This window comes from Methylobacterium sp. yr668 (assembly GCF_900116245.1).
Classification (GTDB): Bacteria; Pseudomonadota; Alphaproteobacteria; order Rhizobiales; family Beijerinckiaceae; genus Methylobacterium.
Genome location: NZ_FOZY01000018.1, coordinates 25,040 through 46,931 on the forward strand (window position 1 = coordinate 25,040; position 21,892 = coordinate 46,931).

Below are 21,892 nucleotides of genomic sequence, written 5' to 3' on the forward strand. Positions count from 1 at the left end.
GCGGCCGGACGAGCCCGCCGGTCAGGAGGTGAGAGGGACCGCGACCGAGACGACGAGGCCGAGGAGCACGACGTAGAGGGCGAGGTCGAACAGGGGCCGGTGCCAGACCATGCGGTAGAACCCGGTCCGGGCCAGCAGCCGCCGCACGAGCAGGCTCAGGGCGAAGGCGATCAGCATCCAGGCCGCGAGGCTCGGCACGAACACGCCGTACAGGTCGAGTTCACCCGTCATGCCGCGAGCTCCGGATGCGTGGTGGTGGGCAGCGTCGACCGGTAGGGCGGCGCGTCCGGGAACAGGCCGCGCCGGACGCCGACGAGACCCATCAGCGCGGCCCGGCCGGCCGCCTGCCGCGCGTCGCGGGAGACGGCGTCCAGGGCCCCGTCGACGGCATCGAGCAGGCCGGGGGCGGGCTTTCCCGGCTCGGCCGCGAAGTGCCGCGACAGCGCGACGAGGAGTGCCTCGACCGCCGCCCGGGCCGGCTCCGAGAGCTGCCGTCGGTCGCGCCGCAGTTCCACGACGTTGATGCCGACCCGGACCTCGGCGAGGAGGTCGGCGGTCCATTCCGCGTCGTCGGACGGCAGGGCGGCCAGCCGCGGCGCGATCAGGCCGACCCGGTCGAGCATCAGCGCGGCGAGTTCGAGACCGTTCTGCGCGCCCTGGCGCCCGGCGGCGCGGGCGAGGCTGCGGCGGTTGACGGCCCGCAGGCGCCGCGCCGACCAGCCGGCGCCGACCGAGCGGACGAGGCGCGTGACGATGGCCGCGACCCACATGCCGACGATGACCGCGACGGAGGCGTTGGTGAAGGCCGCGAAGTCCCCCGTGTAGCTGCCCTGGAGGGCGATCATGGCCGAGCCGTTGACCGCCGCGCCCATCGCCAGGGGCGCGGTCCTCGGCTGGGCCATGAACACCCCGCAGGCCAGGAGGGCCGGGGACAGCGCCAGGGCCAGCATCTCGAAGGTGGTGGCCAGCGGCAGGACCGCGAACAGGTAGGCGCCCGCCCCCAGGGCGCCGACGATGGCCGAGTTGGCGAAGCTGACGATGAACGGGGCGGGATCGTCCTGGGCGGCGAAGAAGCAGCAGCCGACCGCGGCCATCATCGGGGCCGCCGAGCCGTGCGGCCATCCGGTCGCGATCCAGATCGCGCAGGTGACCAGGATGGTCAGGAACACGCCCAGGGCCGACAGCAGCGCCATGCCGTGGTCGCGGTGGCGGATCGTGCGCGCCGCCGCGGTGTACCGGAAGGTCAGGTCCTCGGTGACCGGCGTCCCGTCCGCGATGTGCCGCTGCAGGATCCGGGCGTCCTGGCGCAGGTCGATGAAGTCGCGCAGCCGCGCCAGGAGGCTCGCCAGCACGAGGGCGTCCCAGGACGGCCGCTCCCCGAGCCCGGGTTCGAGGGCGTCCGCCTCGGCCTTCAGGCGGTCGGCCTCGGCCTGTTCGGTGGTTCCGGAGGCGAGCCAGCCGGCCATGGCGTCGAGGAGGATGCGCAGGCGCTGCGGCAGCGCGCTCGCCCGCTCCAGCGTCTCGATGCGGTCCGAGACCGCCGAGGCGATGGGCAGGAACATGAGCATGTGCTGGCGCAGGGTCGCCATGGCATCCGCCGAGCGTTCCGCGCCGGTCATGTCGTAGCGCAGCGGCGTCGCCAGGGCATCGAACGCGACCGCGTCCGAGGCCAGCTTCAGCCGGGTGGCCTGCGTGTCCGTCGTCGCGCGGGTGCGGCCGAGGACGTCGATGACCCAGCCCCGCGCGTCGCGCAGCCAGAGGTCGAGCCGGCCGGAGATCACCGGCGCCACCGATTGCGGCAGCACGATCGTGTTCACGAGGCTGGCGCAGAGGATGCCGAGGGTGATCTCCTCGGCCCGGGCCACCGCGACATCGAACATCGTCCCGGGATCGCCCACGGCCGGGAAGCCGATCAGCGCCGCCGTGTAGCCGCCGAGCATCATCAGGTAGCTGCGCGGGGTCCGGTCGAGGAGGGAGAAGTACAGGCACGTCGCGACCCAGGTCGCGATGGCGAGCGTCAGGAGTTCCGGCGCGTTCACGAGGTTCGGCACGAGGGCGACCGTGACCACGGCCCCGAGCAGGGTGCCGAGCACCCGGTAGAGCGCCTTGGAGCGGGTGGCGCCGGCCAGCACCTGGCTGGTGATGTAGACGGTGCCGAGCGCCCAGTAGGGGTTCGGCAGATCGATCCAGAACGCCAGGAACAGGGCCAGCATGCCGGCACCGAAGGTCTTGAGCGCGAAGGCCCAGTCGCGCCAGCCGGGGAGCGTCATTCCGCGGCCTCGCCGCGACGCGCCCCGGCCTCCGCCCCGTCGAGCCCGGCCTCGCCGCGGAGATGATCCTGCAGGGCCTGGAACACCCGCAGGCCGGCCTCCAGGTCCGCGGCGCTCACGGTCGCGAACACCGTCTCCCTGAGGCGCTCGAGATCCGCCTCGATCCGCGCGACGACCGCCTGCCCCGCGGGCGTCAGGGTCAGCACCTTCGCGCGGCGGTCGGTGGGGTCCTCCCGGCGCGCGACGAGATCCGCCTTCTCCAGTTGATCCAGGAGCCGCACCAGCGACGGCCCCTCGATGCCGATCGCGTCCGCCAGGGTGGTCTGGCGCGGCTCGCCGCCCATGCGGGCGATCAGCACCAGCGGCAGGGCCTTGGCCTCCGAGATGCCGTGGGCCTCGGTCGCCGCGTTGGCCAGGCGCCGCCACTGCCGTCCGGAGAGCAGCAGCGTGTGGGTGTAGGCCAGACGGAGCTGCCGCAGGGTCTTGGCTGCCATCTCAAGCCTCCCGGCGGATCGTGGTGACGCGCATCGGGCGGCCCCGCACCGATATTGATAGTAACCTATCGATTGGCGCGGCGCTGTTCAAGGGCGCGCGCCGGCGGGCCACAACGCGCGGTGGTCCATCCCGCGGATCTTCGAGGCGGGGCGCCCGGTCCGCGAGGAACGCGACGCCGGCCTCGGCGATGCGCCCCTCGCGGCCGATGAGCCGACGCCGGCGCCGTCTCCGCCTGGGACGCCCCGGCAACGCGGCGTGTGCGGCCGGGGGGCTCCCACCGTCCCGCCCATGCGGCGGGCCAGGCGTCCGGGCGTCCGTGACCTTCGTCACGGTCGCGGAGCGGCGCACAGGGCATGTCAGTCTCCGCAGGCCAGGAGGATCAGATGACGGCTCCGTTCTCCCTCATCAGGCGATGGCTCGACTGCCGTCGCGCGCGGAGCGAACTCGCGTCGTTCAGCGAGCGCGACCTCGCGGATCTCGATCTCGTCGGCTGTGACGTGAAGCGCATCGCCTCGGCGCGGTCCGTGCGGAGAGGCGGGGCCTGAGGATCCCGGCGCCGTCAGCGCGGCGACCTGCGCCGGTCGCGTGTCAGGCGGTCGACGGCGAACTCCGCGGCGATGCCGATGACGGCACCCGCCAGCACGTCGGCGGGGAAGTGCGCCCCGCGGAGAACCTGCGCGGTGACGACGCCGGCCGCGGCGGCGTAGGACGGTCCCCTGATCTCCGGATAGGCGCGCGCGGCGGCGCACGCGACGGCGGTGCTCAGGGCGGAATGACCCGAGGGGAAGGATTGCCACGGACCGATGCCCGTTCCCGGCCATCCCCGCACGTAGACCCCCTCGTCCATCAGGACGTTCGGCCGCGTCCGATGCACCGTCCGCTTCAAGCTCGTCTTGACGACACCGGCCAGGAGACCGGCTTGCAGCATGTGCCGCCCCGCTTCTGCCATCCGGCGATCGCGCACCATGAGCCCCAGGACGAGGGTGCCGGCAGACAGCGAGAGCAGGGACTGCCAGCTCCCGATCTCGCTCGCCGTCCCCACCGTTCGAACGACGGGGTGGTCTTTCGCGCGTGCCAGCCCGACGCCGAGGGCGACGTCGGCCGCCTCGAACCGGTTGGCGGTGTCGCGTGCTCTGACGTCGGACGGTCTGTTCGGGGATCGCGCAAGCATGGCCATAAACGCGCCCGACGGGCGTTCGTTCGATGCGGCCTCCGCGAACGGCACCCGCCACCGCACCCGCGCCCGATCAGGGACGCGCGCCGCGTCGGCGAACTCACGGTCCGGACGGGAGAGGCCGTGATCGCCTGAACTCGGGCCCGGCGGATGGAGAGGATCGGCCAGGATCTGAGCCAGGATCTCAGTCAGGACCGGCGGAATCGGACATGCGGCTCGACCCCGAATACCCGTCAGGCCGGCCCGGAGTTGACGGAATCGGACAGATTGGACAGGTTCCAGTGACTAACCTGTGTTACAGTCAGGGCGACGATGTCCACTGATCTCCCCCAGGGTAGAGTCACGTTCCGCGGCCGCGGTCTGGCCTTCGCGCACGGCGCCAAGCTGGTGCTGAAGGTCTGCCCGCTGTGCTCGCAGTGGAACGCGCCCCGGGCTGCCGACCTCGGGCAGTGCGGCTGGTGCGCCTACACCCCGTCCTGTCGCGACGTCGAACCCGCGCCGAGCCGCCACGACACCGACGTCACCTCGTGAGACCGCGGAGGCTCGGACCGGCGCGCGACGCCGCGCATCGCGACGGTGCGGGCGCGGCGTTCCGCACCGATGCCGGCATGCCCCGCGCCGTTCAGCTGTACTGAAGCTCGGCCCGCGCGCGGGAGAGCTTGCGCAGGATACGGCGGATGTGCTCGCGGAGCATGAGGGTCTCGTCCGTCGGGTTCTCTTCCGAAGCCATCGCCGACACATCCAAGACACTTACGGCCCGGTAGCGCATCCGCTCCTCCGCACGACATCACGACGTGTCCTAGCAGCTACTTTCAATTAACGCATCCATCATTTGATCGATTCCGCGCCTCTGCAGCGCGCAAGTTTACGTAGATTTCTCAATCGATGCCCTGATCGGGCCGCGCAATAGAGTTTCCACGTCCCTCGCTTCACCGATCTGGCTTGCGCACGAAATAATCCCGGCCCCGATCAGCTTCGGCCGCTCGGTCTCGTGGCAGACGGTGGCCGGCTCGACACAGACCGCGCGCGGGTTCGAAGGACTTCCCTGCCCCGCCGGCCGGGCGGCGCTCGGGATGCCGCGGACAGGGGGCGCTCTGGTCGAGCCGCGATGCCTTGAACGACGTGCCGAGATCCTGAGCGCGGCCGGATCGGCATCGGCTTTCCTGCGCTTTGACCGCCCCGGAAGGAACTGATCTTCCGCTCTGCTACGACGCGCCGCCGCCGGGGCGCGGCCGGCGCGACGGACACCCCACCCCGGCGCCGGTCGTCCCGGACCTGCGCGTCCGCGCGGCCGCAGCGTTCGGCCGAGCGACCGTGATCGGGAGGTGCGCGCGTCCGGCGTCGCCCGCGCTAGGAATCCGCGGTCCGGCGCCCGATCTCGCTGTCGAGATACACGGACCAGTCCGACAAGGTCGTGAGCTGCGAGCCGAACATCTTGCTGACCTGGTAGTAGCCCAGGGCGCGATAGCTCTCGAACTGGCTCTCCGAGAACCACTGGTTGGCCGTGCTCTCGTGCGGGAAGGCCGGGCTGGTGGCGCCGTAGGCGCGGACTTCGGCGGGGATGTCGTCGAGGAAGCTCGGCTTGATGTAGATCAGCGAGGCCGCGTCGCGGCCCCCCGGATACGCGATCGTACCCCGCGCGTAGCCCAGCGCACCGGCACGCTTGCCCTCGCGCTCGATCGTCGCGCGGGGGAGAATGCGCATCTCGCCCATCTGGACCTTCGCCAGCCCGTCCACCTCGGCCTTCCGGATCACGTTGCCGAGGTCGAAGAACGTGCAGCGTTCGTCCTGGCCCGCGTCGATCACCACGATCCGCGCGCAGCGCCGCCGCAGCATCTCATAGACGCCGAGATTGTCGAAATGGCCGCCATCCGAGAGGTAGATCGCCTGCCGGACATCGGTGCTGCGGCCGCCGAGCTCGCTCAGGAGCGCGAGCACGGAGTTCCTCGGCTTCGCGAGCTTGAGGTCGTCCCGGCGCGCCACCGCGGGGTTGGGCAGCCAGGCGCCGAGCCGGACGTTGAACAGGGTCATCAGGAACGCGATCAGGCGCGACGAGTGATAGCCCCAGTTCGGGCTGACCGCCGCCCCGGAGATCGTCAGCAGACCGCCCAGCAGCGGCCCTCGGCCCGCGCTGACACGGTCGCCCGGGGTCTCCATTCCGGCATATTGCGACGTGCGGATGTAGGCCCCGCGCGGGCCGACGGTGCCGGGCCGGTCGCGCGCCCTGTCGGCGCGGTCGAGGATCGCCGAGCCGCAGGCGAAGGGTGTCGCGGTGAACGAGGCGGCCTTCCGCTCCGCCCACTCGGTGTGGAGGAGATCCGTCAGATTGAGCGTCATGTTGACGACGGGCAGGAGCCGCTTCTCGGTCCCGAGATCGGCGATGCGCGGGCTGTCCTCCTCGTCGAAGTCCGTGAACGGATCGGCGTCGCGCCGCGTCCGCGCCGAGCCGAGGAAGCCCCGGGTCAGGCGGTTGCGGTAGACGCCGTGCATGGAGAAGCGGTTGACGTTGACGCGGCCGAACAGCCAGACGGCCCCGGCCAGGATTGCCGCCACCGCGACGTCCAGGATCACGATCATGCCGTAGGGGTTGATGCCGCAGACGGAGCCGGCATCCGCGCCGGTGTCCGCGCCGCCGAGCGCCCGGCGCGGCAGCAGGCAGTTGCCCCACCAATCGTGCGCCTGGCCGAGGAAGCGGCCGAGGCACCAGCCCATCAGGGCGAACAGGCTGATCCCGAAGACCGCCGCCATCGCGCTGAGGCCGATCATCACGAGGTCGTCCATGCGTCCCTTGGCGGCCAGGGACTGCGCGCGGACGAAGACCTGCTTGCCCAGGAAGGCGGCGGCCGGGCCGGTGGCGAGGGCGCCGAGCGCGCCGAACAGGGCGGGGATCTGCGCGTCCTGGCGGCCGAGGGCGTCGGCGGACAGGACGAGGCAGCACAGGCACATGCCCGTCCAGCCCATCGCGGCCAGCAGGAGCTGGCCGTCGACCCGCGCGACCCACTCGCGGTCGAGGTCGGCGCACTCGGCGCTCTTCCGGAACCCGATGAAGATGACGCTCTGGAGAAGGTGGATGACGATCAGCGCCGGCGGGGCCGCGACCGTCAGGATCTGAGAGACCTCGGCCTTCGCGGCGTCGAAGCCGGCAGCGGAGCCACCGACCAGCCAGCCGATGGACGCGTCGGCGCAGACGCAGATCAGCCCGGCCGAGACGAGGCTGCTGGCGAGCCAGGGACCGAGATTCCGCTCGTACAGCCAGAGGCCCGGATGGCCCTTCGAGGTCTGCCAGATCAGGCCGCTGAGATAGGCCGCGACCTGCACGGCGAAGTAGGCGAGGCCCAGGCGGCACAGGGAGAGGCCCGAGACCGGCAGCGGCTGCTCGAACAGCGCGCGGAGCGTGAACGGCAGCGCGAGGGCCCAGACGCAGGTCGGCGCGATGATGCAGGCCGCGATCCGCGCCGGGGACGCGTACGCCGTGACGCCGCCCGTCCGCGGCCGATGGCTCGGCAGGAGGGTGCAGGCGCTGAACGTCGCGACGAACAGCGCCGCGCTGCCGAGCACCAGGGGCAGCCACAGCGTGCTGCCGCTCGCAGCCTCGAGCGCCGTCCGGTAGGCGAGCAGCGCGAGGGGGACGAACAGCAGCAGCGGGAAGATGATCAACCAGTTGAGGATCGTGTTCCGGATGTAGAGAACGATGCCGGCCCAGGTGTCGCGCGACAGGATCCCGACCTCCGGGGTCAGGTAGTTCGTGTAGCGCCGCAGCTTGGCGAAGATCTCGTTGCCCGAGCCGCCGAGCTGGCGCTCGGCCTCGGCGATGCTGCCGCACTGACGGATGAACGTCTGCAACCAGCCGCCGGCGAAACCGCCCCCCGATACCGTCGACAGGTAGTGGAACTCGCCGAGCATCCGCCGGCTGGCCAGGGCCTGCAGGGCGCCGAGGCAGAAGGTGGCGCTGCGGATCCCGCCGCCGGACAGGCACAGGGCGGCGAGCCGGGCCTGGTCGGCCCGCGCCTGCCAGGGCGCGCGATCGCCGGGCTCCGGCGGCCCGCAGAAATGATCCATCTCCTCCGCGAGCGCCTGCTCGGTGTCGAGGAACCACGCGTCCCGGCCCGTCGTCAGGGCGGGCAGATGGTGGGGAGAGGCATCCGCCTGGATGTCCGCGACACTGGCGCTCATCGCTCCTCCTATCGCCCGCTATCGCCCGCGCTGTGCCGGACCGTGCCGGACTGTGCGGTTCAGCCGCCGGGGCACGACAGCGACCGTGCCCCGGCCGTCCTGATCGGTGACCTCTCGAACATCTCCCCGCCCGATGTCGAAACAAGTGACGATAAAATTTTACGGGATCAGTAACCGCTGTATAAACGATATCGAGAACAACGGTCGGGAGAACAGGTTACCCGAATCAGCATTGCGGCCGAGCAGGGGCGCTGCACCACCGAAGCCCGAAACTACCGGCGCGCCGACCCTCACAGAAAAACTGTATTCGAACATCATCCATTCGAATGACGCGCGCACGGGGATCGGCGTTTATTGAAATCGGCGAGACGCTTCGCGAAGGCAGGGTTCCCGCCATGTCCCAGGTGCGATCGTGACCCGCTCCCAGGCCGCCCGCCAGACTGCCCGCCACGCCGCCCGCGTCGTCGCGCTCACCGCGGCGATCCTGCTCCCGGCGCAGGCCGGATCGCGCGCCGCCGACCGAGGACCGGCAGACGGGCCGGGCGACGGACCGAGCGACAGGCCGAGCGACAGGCTGGACGGCACCCCGCACTTTCTCGAACAATCCTGGACGCCGCAGGAGCGCGCGTGGTTCTACCGGGCGAGCCAGGGCTCGCAGATCATGCCGTATGCCTGGTTCATGTCCCTGGAGCGCCCGGACGACGACACGCTCTTCGTCGCGGACGGGCTCGCGCGCTTCGGCTACCTGCCGAACCCGTACGACGGGACGCGCGGATCGGACCGCAGCGGGCTCCCCATCGGGTTCGTGAAGGACGTCGACGATCGCGGCGAGTGGATCGGCATGACTTGCGCCGCCTGCCACGTGAACCGGGTCGACCTGCGCGGTCGGTCGATCCTGATCGACGGCGGCCCGGCCGATGCCGACATGTTCGCCTTCATCGAGGAACTCGGCCGCGCCCTCGCGCGGACACGCGACGACCCGGCGCGCTTCGAGCGCTTCGCCCGCCGCGTCATCCCGGCGGAACTGTCGGCGCCGGGGACGGGCCCGTCCGAGCCCGACCGCCGCCGCCTGCGGGCCAGCCTGACGCGGCTGGCCGAGGACTTCTCCCGTTACGTCGCGTCGAGCCGGACCGCGGTGCCCTGGGGTCCGGCACGCCTCGACGCGTTCGGCATGATCTTCAACCGGGCGACGGGCATCGATCTGCGCGACCCGCACAACATCGCCCCGCCCGACGCGCCCGTCAGCTACCCGTTCCTGTGGGATACGTCGTGGCACGACCGGGTGCAGTGGAACGGCTCGGCCGCGAACGGGCTGGCCGTCGAGCGCCTGGGCCGGAACGTCGGCGAGGTGCTGGGGGTCTTCGCCCGCACCGACATCCGGGAGCCGACCCTGCCGCCGCTCTGGTTCGAGACCTCGGCGGACCGGGTCAACCTCCTGCGGATCGAGAACCAGCTGGGCGCCCTCACGGCGCCGGCCTGGCCCGACCGGATCGCGCCGCGCACCGAGGCGCAGGCCCGGGACGCCGCGGCCGGCAAGGTCCACTACGACCGGTACTGCGTGTCCTGCCACGCGATCGCCCCGACCGGCGCGAACCGCACGCTGACGGTGACCCTGACGCCGCTGGCGGAGATCGGGACCGACCCGAAGATGGCGACGAACGCCGTGTCCCGGCGCGCGCGGACCGGGATCCTCGAAGGGATCCGGATGCCGTTCCTCGCGACGACGCCGCCGCTGGCCGCCGAGACGAGCAGCCTCGAACTCGTGGCCACGCTCGTCGCCGGCGCGATCCTGGCGCCCCTCGACCGTGGACCGGACCCGGCGGGCGTCGGGGCGGACCAGGCCGTCATCCTCGACCGGCTGCTCAAGCGCGGCGCCGCCGCCCTCGAGGCCCGCAACGCGATGCTCGACGACGTCTCGACCGCCGGCGGCAAGGGCCTCGTCGCAGCGTTCGTCGGGGCGCGGAGAGACCGCGACCTGATGGTCTACAAGGCGCGGCCGCTCAACGGCATCTGGGCGACGGGCCCGTACCTGCACAACGGCTCGGTGCCGAACCTGTACGAACTCCTGCTGCCGTCCGGCCGGCGATCCAGGACGTTCCGGGTCGGCAGCCGGGAGCTGGACGAGGACCGGATCGGGTTCCGATCCGATGTCGGGCCGTTCCTGTTCGACACCGCGCTGCCGGGCAATGCCAATACCGGCCACGAGGGGCCGGCCTACGGGACCGAGCAGCTCGACGAAGCGCAGCGCCGGCAGCTCCTGGAGTATCTGCGAACCCTGTAGGCGCGCTCCGCGGTTTCGATTTCTATCTTATCAGTATTGATTTGTCGTTCGATTGCATCCGTAATGGAACAACCGATTTCGGCACCTGTCGGTCCGACCGGATGGCTGGAGATCTGACAACACTCAAGACTCGCACTCAGCGCGGAGCGTGGCCATGCAGGATCTCGAGGCGTATTCGGTTCTGGTGGGGTCGATCTACGACCGCGTCGGCCAGCCGGAGGAGTGGTCGGCGCTCCTGGAGGATCTGACCGATTTCGTCGGCGGCCGGGTCGGCCAGCTCGCCGTATTCAGCCTCGACGGGAACCGCAAGCCGCTCTGGGCGGTGTCCGGCTTCGAGCGGTCGCGGTACCGTGAGTTCCTCTACCGACACGCCACCGAGGATCCGCGCCTCCCCTACATCCTGTCGAACCAGGGCAAGGTCATCCGCGCCGAGGAGGGGGTCGACGCGGTGCAGTTCCGCGAGTCCGCCCTGTTCAAGGAGGTCGTCCAGCCCTTCGAGATCGAGCACAGCCTCGTCACCTACTTCGCCAAGGAAGCCGACGTCATGGCGACGCTCGCGGCGATGCGGGGCGAGGAGGGCGGCCCCTTCCGGTCCGACGAGGTCCGGCGCCTGGCGATGCTCGTCCCGCACCTGCGCCGGGCCTTCGAGCTGTACGCATTGATGCGGCAGGCCTCCGAGCGCACGTCCGATCTCGCCTCCGCCCTGGACCTGCTCGACGCCGCCGTGATCCTCACGGATTCCGACCTGCGGGTCGCGCACGCCAACCGCGCCGCCGAGGCGCTGGCGCGGTCCCGGACCGGCCTGTCCTTCGTGAAGGGCAGCCTCGTCCTCAAGGACAGCCAGACCGGGCGGCGGATCGCCCGCGCGGCCGGCGAGGCGCTCGCGGCCGCGAGCGGCGACGTCGCGATCACGCAGGCCGACCACATCACCGTGACCTGCGGCGAGAGCGGCATGCCCTACCGGGTGTCGCTGCACCCGCTGTCGAAGCGGCCGGCCGGCACCGGGTCGAAGGTGCGGGCCGAGCTGGCGATCGTGATCCGGACCGGGACCCCGAAGGTCCAGGGGAGCAACGCCGCGCGGCTGCAGAAGCTGTTCGGGCTGACCGTCGCCGAGTCGATCCTCGCCAACGCGGTCGCTTCGGGACGGTCCCTCGACGACCACGCCCAGGACCGCGGCATCGCGATCTCGACCGCCCGCACCCAGCTGCGCGCCCTGTTCGCCAAGACCGAGACGCACCGGCAGGGCGAGCTCGTGGCGCGCCTGCGCGAGGGGCTGGACGTCTCGCTCAACTGACCACCGGGCGTCGGGCCGGACGGCCCGCGCCGCTCCGCGAACGCCACAGGAGGTCGTGCATGCGCGCCGCCGCTCCCGAGACGCCCTGCCTCGCCTTCCTGGAGGCCCTGCCGGTGGCGGAGCGCTGGCAGCGCGCCCGGGACTGGATCGCCCGCGCGCCGCGGCCCTTCTTCGCGCAGCTGCGCGCGCGGCGGACCGCCCTGGATTGCGGCGCGGCCATCCTCGTCGCCGGCCGCGCCGAGGTCGAGGAGATCCTGTCCCTGCCGCAGGTCTTCTCCGTCGCGCTCTACAAGCCCAAGATGGGCGAGTTCATGCTGGCGCTCGACGGCACGGAGGTGAATTACCGCGACAAGGCGGTCATGCGCGCCGTGCTGTCCTGGCGCGACCTCCCGGCGATCCGCGATCTGGCGGGCGCCGAGACCGACGCGGCCCTCGACGCGGGTCTCGACCAGGGCGGCGGATCCATCGACGTCGTGGCGTCGGTCTCGCGCCGTGTCCCGCTGCGGATCGTGCAGCGCTTCTTCGGGTTCGCGGCGCCCGATGCCGACCTGCTGCGCTGGTCGTACGCGAACCAGTTCGACCAGTTCAACAACCTCCCCTTCGACGAGCGCCCGGACGCCGACGCGATCCACGCGGCGGCGGATCTGGCGCGCCAGGAGATGCGGGCGGCCTTCGCCAGGATCATCCCGGCGCGCGTCGCGGCGATCGAGGCCGGCGCCGACCTGCCCGACGACGTCCTCACCCGGCTGCTCCGGCTGCACCTGCCGGCGGCGACCGGCTTCGGCATGGACCGCGTCGTCATCAACGTCGGCGGCCTGCTGATCGGGGCCATCGAGACCACGTCGGAGGCCGTGGTGCACGCCCTCGCGGAGCTCCTCGGCCGGCCGCAGATCCTCGCGGCGGCCCGCGCGGCCGCCCGGACCGGACCCGCCGCCTTCGACGGCTACGTGTGGGAGGCGCTGCGCTTCGCGCCGATCGTCGCCTTCATGTTCCGCCAGGCGGAGACCGACCACGTGCTCGGCCGGGGCAGCCCGGCCGAGAGCCGGATCGCCAAGGGCCGGGTCGTCCTGCCCCTCAGCCTGTCGGCGATGTTCGACGCGACCGGCGTGCCCGACCCGGACCGCTTCGACCCGGCCCGCCCGGAGCAGACCTATCTCCATTTCGGCCGGGGCCATCACGAGTGCCTCGGCCGCTACGTGGCGGGCGCGATGGTCCCGGAGATCGTTCGCCGCATCCTCCTGCGCGATGCCGTGCGAGCCGAGGGCGCGGTCGAGGACGGGGGCACGCCGTTCCCGACCGCGTTCCGGATCTCCTGCGCCGGCCGGCCGGCGGGGGACGCCGGGCCCGGTTAGCCCGGCGCGCGCGGGACGTCGCCGACACCGCGCCCGGTCCCTCCGTCGCGAGCCCGGGCGGCGCGCGACCGCGCGCGCCCGGATCCGGGGCGTCGCCCGGAGCCCCGCCCGATCGGCGCCCGGCCGCGCGCAGGTGCCGGCCGTCCCATCAAGGCTTCGTCACCGCAGAGCCCGGAGCATCGACATGGCATCCTTCCAGGATTTTCAGGACGGCTACGAGCGGACCTGGGCGTCGCTCCAGATCCGGCCGGAGAAGCTCGCGACCGTGCGCAAGCTCGCGCAGCAGCTCGCCGCCGGCAAGCCGCGCTACCAGGAGATCGAGGCGCGCACCGGCGTGCCCTGGTGGTTCATCGGGCTCTGCCACTACCGGGAATCAGCCTTCGATTTCGACACGTATCTCGGCAACGGACAGAAGCTCGGACGGCGCACCACGATCGTCCCGAAGGGGCGCGGGCCGTTCACGGGGCCGCAGGCCTTCGTCGAAGGGGCGGTCGACGCGCTGCGCCTCCAGGGCCTGGTCGGGCTCGGCGACTGGAGCGTCGCGCGGGCCCTCTACCGGCTCGAGGGCTTCAACGGCTACGGCTACCACGGCCGGGGCGTGAACTCGCCGTATCTCTGGGGCGGATCGACGGCCTACGGGCCGCCGGGCGCGCGCGGCGGCAAGTTCGTGCGCGACCACGTGTTCGACCCGAACGTGGTCGACACGCAGATCGGCACCGCGGTGATCCTGCGGAGCCTCATCGACCTCGACGCGACGGTCGCGCTCGCGGCGCCGCGCGCCGTCGAGGCGGCCGTGTCCCGCGAGCCCGACGACGAACTCGCCGACAGCACGCTCTGGGTCCAGCAATCGCTCAATCGCCTCGGCGCGACGCCGCCCCTCGTCGAGGACGGCCGGAACGGGCCGCGGACCATGACGGCCGTCGCGACGTTCCAGGCGCGGTGCGGTCTGGACGATACCGGCCTCGCGGACGCGCGCACGATCGCCGCCATCCAAGAGGCGCTGCGGCCGGCGGCGCCGGACCACGCGGTGCTGACGCGGATCCAGGACCTGGAGCGACAGCTCGCCGCGAGGGCGGTCACCCCGATGCAGCCCGCCCCGATGCAACCTGCCTCGATGCCCCCGGTGGTGATCGCGCCGGCCGCGCCGCCCGCCGACGTCGCGGCGCGGCTCGACGAGTTCCTCCAGGCCCTGCGCCGACAGATCGACGGTGCGCGCCTCCCGACCGCCCCGATCTTGCCCGGCCCGCCCGCGGCGCGTCCCGACGGCGCGGTCCTCGGTCCGGTCAACGGCGCGCTCGGGCAGACGATCGGGCAGCTGCTCTCCGGCAAGAAGTCGGCGATCGGCATCATCGGCGCCGTCGCCACGCAGATCCTGTCCCAGGTGCCGCTCAACACCGGTCTCGGGCAGGTGCTCGCACAGCTCACGCCCGCCTTCGGGCTGAGCCCCTACACGATGCCGATCTTCATCGGGCTGACGGCGTGGGGCGCGCTCGGGAAGTTCGAGAAGTGGAACGCACGCGCGGGGCAGGCGACCCCGTAGCGCGCGGCGGGCTCCCGGGAAGTCCGGCGCTCACGACGCGCCGCGCCCGCTCACTCGGCGAGCACGAAGGCGAGGCCGAGGATCGCCACCAGCAGAGCCCCGCCCGCGAGCTCCTCGCGCGGCTCCTCTGCGAAACGCGCGGACCGGCTCGCGCTGGCGATCCCAGCTGCGGCGAGCCCGATGATCAGGAAGCCGAGGCCGAGCAGATCGGTCGTCTGAACGGACGGTAGCATCGGTGGTCCTCCGTCAGAGGTGCCTCTCACCCCTCTGGCCAAACCCAGTGCGCCTCGACATGCGCGATCAGCCCGAGCGCGTGATCGCGGACGAGGATCGCGGCCCGATCCGCGTCGCGTGCCTGCAAGGCGGCGATGATGGCGGCATGCTCGCGCATCGAGTCCTCGAGCCTCCCGGCCCGATGGAGGAAGGCCGACCGGATCGCCCGCATGTGAATGAACAGGTTGGTCGTCATCTCGACCATCAACCCGCAGCCGCCGAGACGGATGATCGTCCGATGGAAGTCGAGGTTGGCCTCGTCGTAGGCCTTCAGATGGTCGGGCAGAGTCGCGATATCGAACGCCTCGAAGGCCCTGCCGAGCGCGCGGAGATCAGCATCCTCGGCGTTCCGTGCGGCGGCATGGGCCGCCATGCCTTCGAGCGCGGCCCAGACGGTGATCATCTCGACGATCTCGCGCTTGTTCTTGCGCGTCACGAAGAGGCCGCGGCGCGGCACCGTGGACACGAAGCCCTCCCGCTCCAGGAGCGTCAGGGCTTCGCGGACCGGCGTGCGGCTGATGCCGAGATCCTGCGCGATCTGGTGTTCGTGCAGCCGGATCTGCGCCGATCCGGCGTAGAGATCCATCGCCAGGATCGATTGCTTGATGCTGTCGTAGGCCTGTTCACGCAGACTCAGGGTCTGTCCGATCGAGGCTAGACCCAGAGAGGTCTCGGAAGGCTGCAGCACAGTCGAACTCCGGGAACGCGAGAATGGATTCTGGCCTCAGGTCCTGGAATGGCGCCGAGCGCGGCCGGGCTATCGCGTGAGAGCGAGGCGCCAGGACAGCCGCCCCTCGCCCGATCGTCGATGCGCGCCCGAACATGCGCGATCGTCCGCGGCGCCCTGCGTCTCGACGAGACGGTCTCCGTGCGGGCCAGCTGCCCGGTGCTGGCCGACCCGGCTCCGGAATTCCGGAGCCGGGTCGGGGAGGCTTCGCCCCGGCCGCGGAGCGGCCGGGGCCGTCGCTCAGGCGTGGGCCAGCTTCATCGCCGGAGCCGCCGCGTCGTTGTTCGCCGCGTGGTGCTGCTTGAGCATCGGCCGCAGGACCGCGATCGCCAGGACGGCGGCGATCAGGTCCATGGTCGCCACCGTGTAGAGGACGGTCGCCCAGGTGCCGGTCGCCTGCATGATCAGGTTGCCCACCGGCACGAACAGCGCGGCGAAGCCCTTGGCGCAGTAGAGCACGCCGTAGATCTTGCCGATGTGCTTCGAGCCGAAGGTGTCGGCGGCGGTGGCGCTGAACAGCGAGTAGACCTCGCCCCAGGCCAGGAACACCACACCGGACAGGATCACGAAGGCCCACGGGTTGGAGCCGAAGTAGCCCAGCGCCACGATGCCGATACCCTCCATCGCGAACGCGATGAACATCGTCTTCTCACGGCCGATCCGGTCCGAGACGAACCCGAAGAGGGGGCGCGAGATGCCGTTCATGATCCGGTCGAGCATCAGCGCGAAGGGCAGCGCGGCCATGGCGAAGAAGTACAGGTTGACCTGGAAGTTCTTCACCCCGAGATCCTGCGCGATCACGCCGAGCTGGGCCACGGCCATCAGGCCGCCCGTCACCGTGCAGGTGAACATCAGCAGCATCACGTAGAACACGGGGGTGCGCAGCGCCTCGCCCAGGGTGTAGTCGCGCCGCGACTGCAGGACCTTGGTGGAGAACGGCACCTGATCCTTGCGCGGGGCGCGCATGGCGATGGCGGCGGCGATGATGATGGCACCCTGGATCAGGCCGAAGACGAAGAAGGCCTGGGCGTAGTTGCCGCTGTCGATCATCTTGGCGATCGGCAGGATGGTGAGCGCCGAGCCGGCGCCGTAGCCGCCCGCCGTGAGGCCGACCGCGAGGCCGCGCTTGTCCGGGAACCACTTGAGCGCGTTGTTGACGCAGGTGGCGTAGACGCAGCCGACGCCGATACCGCCGGCCACCGAGCCGAGGTAGAAGCCGCTCAGGCTGGTGGCGTAGGAGTTGATGACCCAGGCCAGGCCCGTCATCAGACCGCCGAACATGACGACGCGGCTTGGGCCGTACTTATCGATGAAGTAACCCTCGATCGGGGTCAGCCAGGTCTGGACGACGACGAAGATCGTGAAGGCGACCTGGATCGCGGCGCGGTCCCAGCCGAAGGTCTTCTGAATCTCGGGGACGAACAGCGTCCAGGCATACTGGATGTTCGCCGCTGCAACCATGCAGATCACGCCGAGCACGATCTGCAGCCATCGATTTGTACTGGGTACTGCCGTAGCCGGCGTGGCATTTGGCATGGCCATGAGCTTCCTCCCTCATTCCTGCGCTGACATTCAGCGACGTGCTATAGGATTGGCGTGCACGCCGACGAATTCCTTGCCCGCGCCGGAACCTTATGTCGGGTTCCGAAATTGGCACGGCGGCATGCATTATTCTGTGTGCCAGGAACGTATGGCAAGCAGAATAATTCATCCATTTCGGCCGAGAATTCGGGATTAGAGGGCGATCTCGCGCGTGCTACCGGATCGCGTGGCCGGCCGCCGCTCTCGCGGATGCCCGTCCTCGGTGTGCCGGCGCCATCTGAGACCCGGCCCGCGGCGTCGGCGCGATCCCCAGCTTTGAGGATCGGACGACGTAGTCGCTCGGCCCTGAACAGCACCGATGCAGACGATCGGCCCGGATCGGAGGGATCGACGGGCGACGCGGACGGCGGCGCCGGGTCGCGGGGCGCGTCAGGGAATCAGCTTGCCGGGATTCATGAGGTTCCGGGGGTCGATCGCGCGCTTCAGGGTCCGCATGAGGCCGAGCGCCTCCGGCCCGTGCTCGCTTTCCATGAAGCGCATCTTCTTCTGGCCGATCCCGTGCTCGCCCGTGCAGGTGCCGCCCAGGTCCAGCGCGCGGGCGACGAGCCGGTCGAGGAAGCCGGCCACCGCGGACATCTCCTCGGGGCTGTCGGCATCGACGAGCGGCAGGGTGTGGAAGTTGCCGTCGCCGACATGGCCGGCGATCGGCGCCGTGAGCCCGGTCGCGGCGATGTCGCGCTTCGTCGCCTCCACGCATTCCGCGAGCCGCGAGATCGGCACGCAGACGTCGGTCGACATGTTCTTGATCGTGGGACCCGGCCGCAGCGCGACCGAGGCCCAGTACACGTCGTGGCGCGCCTGCCAGAGGCGCGCGCGCTCGTCGGCCCCGGTCGCCCAGTCGAACGGGCCGCCGCCGAGATCGGCGGCGATCTCGCCGAACCGCTCGGCCTGCTCGCGCACGCCCGCGTCCGTGCCGTGGAACTCGACGAGGAGCAGCGGGGTCTCCGGCAGGGCGAGCTTCGAGTAGCGGTTGCAGGCCGCCACCTGCACCTCGTCGAGCAGCTCGATGCGCGCGACCGGGATGCCGGACTGGATCGTCAGGATCGTGGCGTCGCAGGCCGCCTTGATCGAGGGGAACGGGCAGATGCCCGCCGAGATCGCCTCGGGGATGCCGTGCAGGCGCAGCGTGACCTCGGTGATGATCCCGAGGGTGCCCTCCGAGCCGACGAGGAGCCGGGTGAGATCGTAGCCGGCCGACGACTTGCGCGCCCGCCGGGCGGTCGTGACGATGTCGCCGTTCGGCATCACCGCGGTGAGCGCGAGCACCGCGTCCTTCATCGTCCCGTAGCGCACGGCGTTGGTGCCCGACGCCCGCGTCGCCGCCATCCCGCCGATCGTGGCGTCCGCCCCGGGATCGATGGGGAAGAACAGGCCGGTATCGCGCAGGTACGCGTTCAGCGCCCTGCGGGTGACGCCGGCCTCGACCGTGCAGTCGAGGTCGTCGGCATGGACCGCGCGGACGCGGTTCATCGCCCCCGTGTCGATCGAGACGCCGCCGAACGGCGCGTTGACGTGGCCCTCGAGGGAGGTGCCGACGCCGTAGGGCACGATCGGCACGTCGCGCTCGGCACAGGCGCGCACGACGGCCTGCACCTCCGCGGTGGAGTGCGGGAAGACCACGAGGTCCGGCGGCTCGCACGGCGCCCAGGTGAGCTGGTTGGCGTGCTGCTCGCGCACCGCCGGGCTCGCCGTCACCCGGTCCCCGAGCACGGCCCGCAGGGCCTCGGTGAGACCCGCGATCGTCGCCGCGTCCGGGCGGGTCCGCGGGGCGGGAACGGGGGCGTTCATGGGCTGCTCCGATGGGCTCGAACTGGGGCGTCGCCGGGGACGGCGCCGGGGACGGCGTGTCCCGGGGCGCGCGCGGCCCCGCGACACGGCCGCTGCCGGGACGACATGGCGACGCGACCGTAGGTCGATCGGCGGCCGCCCGCCACCCGGGCGCGGCGGGGCGGCGGCGCTGCCCCCTCCCCCCGGGTCGCGTTCACCCACCGCGTCTGCCCCACCGCGCCTACTCCGCCGCCCGCGCGCCGCGCGCCGCGGCCTGCTCCAAGTGCCGGTCGTGGGTGAGGCAGAGGACCGTCACCATGGCGGCGAGGCCGGCCGCCGCGATGAGGAGGAGGCCGCCCGTGAAGGTGCCGGTGGCGTCCTTGATCGCGCCGACCGCGTAGGGCGCGGCGAAGCCGGAAAGGTTGCCGAGGGCGTTGATGATGGCGATGCCGCCGGCCGCCGCGGCGCCGGACAGGTAGGCGGTGGGCAGCGTCCAGATCACCGGGAGGCCGCCGAAGATGCCGAAGGCCGAGACGCTGAACAGGGCCATCTTGGCGTAGGGATCGGAGACCAGCGCCGCCGCGGCCGTGCCGCCGGCCGCGAGCAGGAGCGCGAAGGCCGCGTGCCCCTTGCGCTCGCCCCTGCGGTCCGAGGAGCGCCCGAGGGCGAGCATGCCGACGATCCCGATCGCGAAGGGGATGAGGCTGACGAGACCCGTCTGGAGGTTCGTGAGGTCGAAGCCCTTGACGATCTGCGGCAGGAAGAAGCTGAGCCCGTAGAGCAGCGCCACGTTGCCGAAATACACGAAGGCGACGGCGAGCACGCGCCGGTCGAGGAGCGCCTCCGCGACGCTGTAGCGGCGGGCGGATTCGCGCGCCCGCCGCTCCTGCGCGAGGCGCTCGGTGAGCCACGCGCGCTCGTCCTCGGGCAGCCAGGCCGCCTGCGCCGGCCGGTCCGTCAGGAAGGCCAGGACGATGCCCGCGAGGAGGACGGCGGGCAGCGCCTCGAGGACGTAGAGCCACTGCCAGCCCTTGAAGCCCCAGACCCCGTCGAGGCCCAGCAGCGCCCCCGAGACCGGCGAGCCGATGACGCTCGAGAGCGGGACCGCGGCCATGAAGGCGCCGATGATCCGCGCGCGGTAGCGCGCGGGGAACCACAGCGTGAGGTAGAAGATGATGCCGGGGAAGAACCCGGCCTCCGCGGCGCCCAGCAGCAGGCGCACGGCGTAGAAGCTCTTCTCGCCGACGATGAAGGCCATCGCGCCCGACAGGAGTCCCCAGGTCAGCATGATGCGGGCGATCCACACCCGCGCCCCGACCCGCTCCAGGATCAGGTTCGACGGCACCTCGAAGACGAAGTAGCTCAGGAAGAAGATGCCGGCCCCGAGCCCGTAGGCCGTGGCGGAGATGCCGAGGTCCCCGTTCATGGTCAGCGCGGCGAAGCCGACATTGACCCGGTCGAGGTAGGAGATGAAGTAGCAGGTGATCAGGAGGGGCAGGAGCCGCCTGCTGACCCGCCGGATGGCGCGCGCTTCCACATCCATCGTCGCCCCCTCGAGGATCCGGAACGGACGCCGGGCGCCCGATCCGACCGGGCCTCCGGTCAATTCGCGGGTGACATAGCCGGGCCGTCGGCGCCCCGATAGGAGCGGACGCGGTGCGGCAGCGGGCGCCTACGCGCCGGGGCGGGATCCGGCCCCGCCGCGACCGAGCGCGTCGAGCAGGAGGTCCGCAACGGCCCGGGGCTGCTCCTGCTGAACCCAGTGCCCCGCCCCCGCCACGAAGTGGCAGCCGACCAGGCCCGCGCCGGCGGCCTCCTTCATGCGCTCCAGCGCGCCCGGCGCCTGGAACGGGCCCCAGTCGCGCGCCCCGGACACGAACAGGAGGGGGACCTCGATCCGCCGGCCGGCGAAACGCGCGAGGTCGCGGTCGATGCTGCCATCCATGCGGCACCGGTAGCCCTGGAGCGCGCCCTGGAAGCCGGAGCGCGCGTACTCGGCCGCGTAGACGGCGAGTTCCGCCTCCGTCAGCCAGGCGCAGTCCGCGCCGCCCCGCTCCGGCATCTCCGGCGCCACGGTCGCGGGCATCGTCCGGCCTTCATCCATCACGTAGTAGGTCGGCATCTCGGCGAGGGCCTCGGCCGTCCAGCCGGCGAGCGCGCGGGGTCGATTGTCCGGCCAGTCCGCGCTCTTGTGGTGGAAATAGGCGCGCAGGAACGCGGCGAGGCCCTGGGGACTGCGCTCCATGTCGGCGGCGGCGCGGCGCGTCGCGTAGTAGCGGTGGTAGTGCGTGCGCGGGCGCGGCAGGGCGGCCAGCGCCGCGTGGATCGGGTCGTCGGCCGGCGTCCGGAGGCCGCGGGCCAGGGCGTCGAGCCCCGGCGCCCCCGCGAAGGGCGCGCTCATGAGGGCGACCATGCCGAAGAGATCGGGCCGCGCCAGGGCGCAGTAGCCGCAGACCCAGGACCCGTAATCGTGTCCGACGAGCGCCGCGACCCTGTCGCGCTTCAGGGCGCTCATCAGGCACACCAGGTCGAGGAGAAGGTTGTGCAGCCGGTAGGGCGCGAGGTCGTCCGCGAAGGCGACCGGCGCGTCCGCGGTGCGGCCGTAGCCCCGGAGGTCGGGGGCGACGACGTGGTAGCCCGCCGCGGCCAGCGCCGGCATGACCTTCCGCCAGGAATAGGCGATCTCGGGGAAGCCGTGCACCAGGAGGATGAGCGGGCGGCCGGGACCGCCGTCGCCCGCCTCCAGCACGTGCATGCGCAGGCCGTTGACGCCCTCGACGAAGCGGGCGCGGATTCCGGCCGGGAGGGCGGCCGGATCGAGCGGGGGCAGGACGTTCGTCACCATGGCCGCGCGCTCCCGTGCCGATTGTTCGACGGCCGCCGAGCGTACACGCTCCGCGATCCGACCGCGAAATCCGACCCGCGCGCATCCGGCCCTGCCCCA

The 21,892-nt window shown here is 71.6% G+C and carries 17 protein-coding genes; 6 read left to right on the forward strand and 11 right to left on the reverse strand.

Annotated elements, in window-relative coordinates:
- Positions 1-21: 21 nt before the first annotated feature.
- Genes BM419_RS20695 through BM419_RS20705 form a run of 3 tightly spaced genes read right to left on the reverse strand, consistent with a single transcriptional unit; the run spans position 22 to position 2,764 of the window.
- Complete coding sequence (locus BM419_RS20695) at positions 22-231, reverse strand: DUF1656 domain-containing protein (protein ID WP_091682073.1); 210 nt, start codon at positions 229-231, stop codon at positions 22-24.
- Positions 228-2,270, reverse strand: a complete 2,043-nt coding sequence (locus BM419_RS20700; RefSeq protein WP_091927569.1) for an FUSC family protein — start codon at positions 2,268-2,270, stop codon at positions 228-230. The genes BM419_RS20695 and BM419_RS20700 overlap by 4 nt, the downstream gene beginning before the upstream one ends.
- Positions 2,267-2,764 carry a MarR family winged helix-turn-helix transcriptional regulator gene (locus tag BM419_RS20705; RefSeq protein WP_020095879.1) on the reverse strand — a complete coding sequence of 166 codons (498 nt, stop codon included), beginning with the start codon at positions 2,762-2,764 and terminating at the stop codon, positions 2,267-2,269. The genes BM419_RS20700 and BM419_RS20705 overlap by 4 nt, the downstream gene beginning before the upstream one ends.
- Before the next feature lie 384 nt (positions 2,765-3,148).
- Between BM419_RS20705 and BM419_RS20710 the strand changes: the two genes are divergently transcribed.
- Positions 3,149-3,310, forward strand: a complete 162-nt coding sequence (locus BM419_RS20710; protein WP_244540816.1) for a YjiS-like domain-containing protein — start codon at positions 3,149-3,151, stop codon at positions 3,308-3,310.
- Positions 3,311-3,324: 14 nt separating this feature from the next.
- On the opposite strand, the gene BM419_RS20715 is transcribed toward BM419_RS20710, so the two are convergent.
- A complete protein-coding gene (locus BM419_RS20715) occupies positions 3,325-3,990 on the reverse strand; it encodes a phosphatase PAP2 family protein (protein WP_244540817.1) in 666 nt (221 codons plus the stop codon).
- 261 nt (positions 3,991-4,251) lie between these two features.
- Here BM419_RS20715 and BM419_RS20720 point away from each other — a divergent pair, with 261 nt between their 5' ends.
- Positions 4,252-4,470 (forward strand): hypothetical protein, encoded by a 219-nt coding sequence (locus BM419_RS20720; protein ID WP_020095876.1) that lies wholly within the window; start codon positions 4,252-4,254, stop codon positions 4,468-4,470.
- 819 nt (positions 4,471-5,289) lie between these two features.
- On the opposite strand, the gene BM419_RS20725 is transcribed toward BM419_RS20720, so the two are convergent.
- On the reverse strand, positions 5,290-8,112 hold the full coding sequence (locus BM419_RS20725) for a patatin-like phospholipase domain-containing protein (protein ID WP_091927570.1): 2,823 nt from the start codon (positions 8,110-8,112) through the stop codon (positions 5,290-5,292).
- A 412-nt stretch (positions 8,113-8,524) separates the two neighbouring features.
- On the opposite strand from BM419_RS20725, the gene BM419_RS20730 reads away from it, so the two are divergent.
- The 4 genes from BM419_RS20730 (at position 8,525) to BM419_RS20745 (ending at position 14,579) form a co-directional block, all read left to right on the forward strand.
- A complete protein-coding gene (locus BM419_RS20730; RefSeq protein ID WP_091927571.1) occupies positions 8,525-10,393 on the forward strand; it encodes a di-heme-cytochrome C peroxidase in 1,869 nt (622 codons plus the stop codon).
- 154 nt (positions 10,394-10,547) lie between these two features.
- Positions 10,548-11,687 (forward strand): helix-turn-helix transcriptional regulator, encoded by a 1,140-nt coding sequence (locus BM419_RS20735; RefSeq protein WP_020095872.1) that lies wholly within the window; start codon positions 10,548-10,550, stop codon positions 11,685-11,687.
- A 59-nt stretch (positions 11,688-11,746) separates the two neighbouring features.
- On the forward strand, positions 11,747-13,039 hold the full coding sequence (locus BM419_RS20740) for a cytochrome P450 (RefSeq protein WP_091927572.1): 1,293 nt from the start codon (positions 11,747-11,749) through the stop codon (positions 13,037-13,039).
- Positions 13,040-13,223: 184 nt separating this feature from the next.
- The gene (locus tag BM419_RS20745) at positions 13,224-14,579 is read left to right on the forward strand and encodes a peptidoglycan-binding protein (protein ID WP_020095870.1); all 1,356 of its coding nucleotides are present in this window, start codon (positions 13,224-13,226) and stop codon (positions 14,577-14,579) included.
- Positions 14,580-14,629: 50 nt separating this feature from the next.
- On the opposite strand, the gene BM419_RS20750 is transcribed toward BM419_RS20745, so the two are convergent.
- From BM419_RS20750 to BM419_RS20775, 6 genes are all read right to left on the reverse strand, one after another.
- Positions 14,630-14,812 (reverse strand): hypothetical protein, encoded by a 183-nt coding sequence (locus tag BM419_RS20750; RefSeq protein ID WP_020095869.1) that lies wholly within the window; start codon positions 14,810-14,812, stop codon positions 14,630-14,632.
- Positions 14,813-14,838: 26 nt separating this feature from the next.
- Complete coding sequence (locus tag BM419_RS20755) at positions 14,839-15,540, reverse strand: GntR family transcriptional regulator (protein ID WP_020095868.1); 702 nt, start codon at positions 15,538-15,540, stop codon at positions 14,839-14,841.
- Positions 15,541-15,819: 279 nt separating this feature from the next.
- Positions 15,820-17,121, reverse strand: a complete 1,302-nt coding sequence (gene oxlT, locus BM419_RS20760; RefSeq protein ID WP_026605350.1) for an oxalate/formate MFS antiporter — start codon at positions 17,119-17,121, stop codon at positions 15,820-15,822.
- A gap of 429 nt (positions 17,122-17,550) precedes the next feature.
- Positions 17,551-18,969: an FAD-binding oxidoreductase gene (locus tag BM419_RS20765; RefSeq protein WP_091927573.1), complete on the reverse strand. Its 1,419-nt coding sequence runs from the start codon at positions 18,967-18,969 to the stop codon at positions 17,551-17,553.
- Positions 18,970-19,189: 220 nt separating this feature from the next.
- Positions 19,190-20,491 carry an MFS transporter gene (locus tag BM419_RS20770; protein ID WP_091927574.1) on the reverse strand — a complete coding sequence of 434 codons (1,302 nt, stop codon included), beginning with the start codon at positions 20,489-20,491 and terminating at the stop codon, positions 19,190-19,192.
- A 129-nt stretch (positions 20,492-20,620) separates the two neighbouring features.
- Positions 20,621-21,793 (reverse strand): alpha/beta fold hydrolase, encoded by a 1,173-nt coding sequence (locus tag BM419_RS20775; protein ID WP_091927575.1) that lies wholly within the window; start codon positions 21,791-21,793, stop codon positions 20,621-20,623.
- Positions 21,794-21,892: the final 99 nt, after the last annotated feature.

Bases quoted from the DNA above. Each gene is read 5' to 3' on its own strand.
- BM419_RS20695 (WP_091682073.1), bottom strand. From the start codon at position 231: ATGACGGGTGAACTCGACCTGTACGGCGTGTTCGTGCCGAGCCTCGCG.
- BM419_RS20700 (WP_091927569.1), bottom strand. From the start codon at position 2,270: ATGACGCTCCCCGGCTGGCGCGACTGGGCCTTCGCGCTCAAGACCTTC.
- BM419_RS20705 (WP_020095879.1), bottom strand. From the start codon at position 2,764: ATGGCAGCCAAGACCCTGCGGCAGCTCCGTCTGGCCTACACCCACACG.
- BM419_RS20710 (WP_244540816.1), top strand. From the start codon at position 3,149: ATGACGGCTCCGTTCTCCCTCATCAGGCGATGGCTCGACTGCCGTCGC.
- BM419_RS20720 (WP_020095876.1), top strand. From the start codon at position 4,252: ATGTCCACTGATCTCCCCCAGGGTAGAGTCACGTTCCGCGGCCGCGGT.
- BM419_RS20725 (WP_091927570.1), bottom strand. From the start codon at position 8,112: ATGAGCGCCAGTGTCGCGGACATCCAGGCGGATGCCTCTCCCCACCAT.
- BM419_RS20735 (WP_020095872.1), top strand. From the start codon at position 10,548: ATGCAGGATCTCGAGGCGTATTCGGTTCTGGTGGGGTCGATCTACGAC.
- BM419_RS20740 (WP_091927572.1), top strand. From the start codon at position 11,747: ATGCGCGCCGCCGCTCCCGAGACGCCCTGCCTCGCCTTCCTGGAGGCC.
- BM419_RS20745 (WP_020095870.1), top strand. From the start codon at position 13,224: ATGGCATCCTTCCAGGATTTTCAGGACGGCTACGAGCGGACCTGGGCG.
- BM419_RS20750 (WP_020095869.1), bottom strand. From the start codon at position 14,812: ATGCTACCGTCCGTTCAGACGACCGATCTGCTCGGCCTCGGCTTCCTG.
- oxlT (WP_026605350.1), bottom strand. From the start codon at position 17,121: ATGGCCATGCCAAATGCCACGCCGGCTACGGCAGTACCCAGTACAAAT.
- BM419_RS20765 (WP_091927573.1), bottom strand. From the start codon at position 18,969: ATGAACGCCCCCGTTCCCGCCCCGCGGACCCGCCCGGACGCGGCGACG.
- BM419_RS20770 (WP_091927574.1), bottom strand. From the start codon at position 20,491: ATGGATGTGGAAGCGCGCGCCATCCGGCGGGTCAGCAGGCGGCTCCTG.
- BM419_RS20775 (WP_091927575.1), bottom strand. From the start codon at position 21,793: ATGGTGACGAACGTCCTGCCCCCGCTCGATCCGGCCGCCCTCCCGGCC.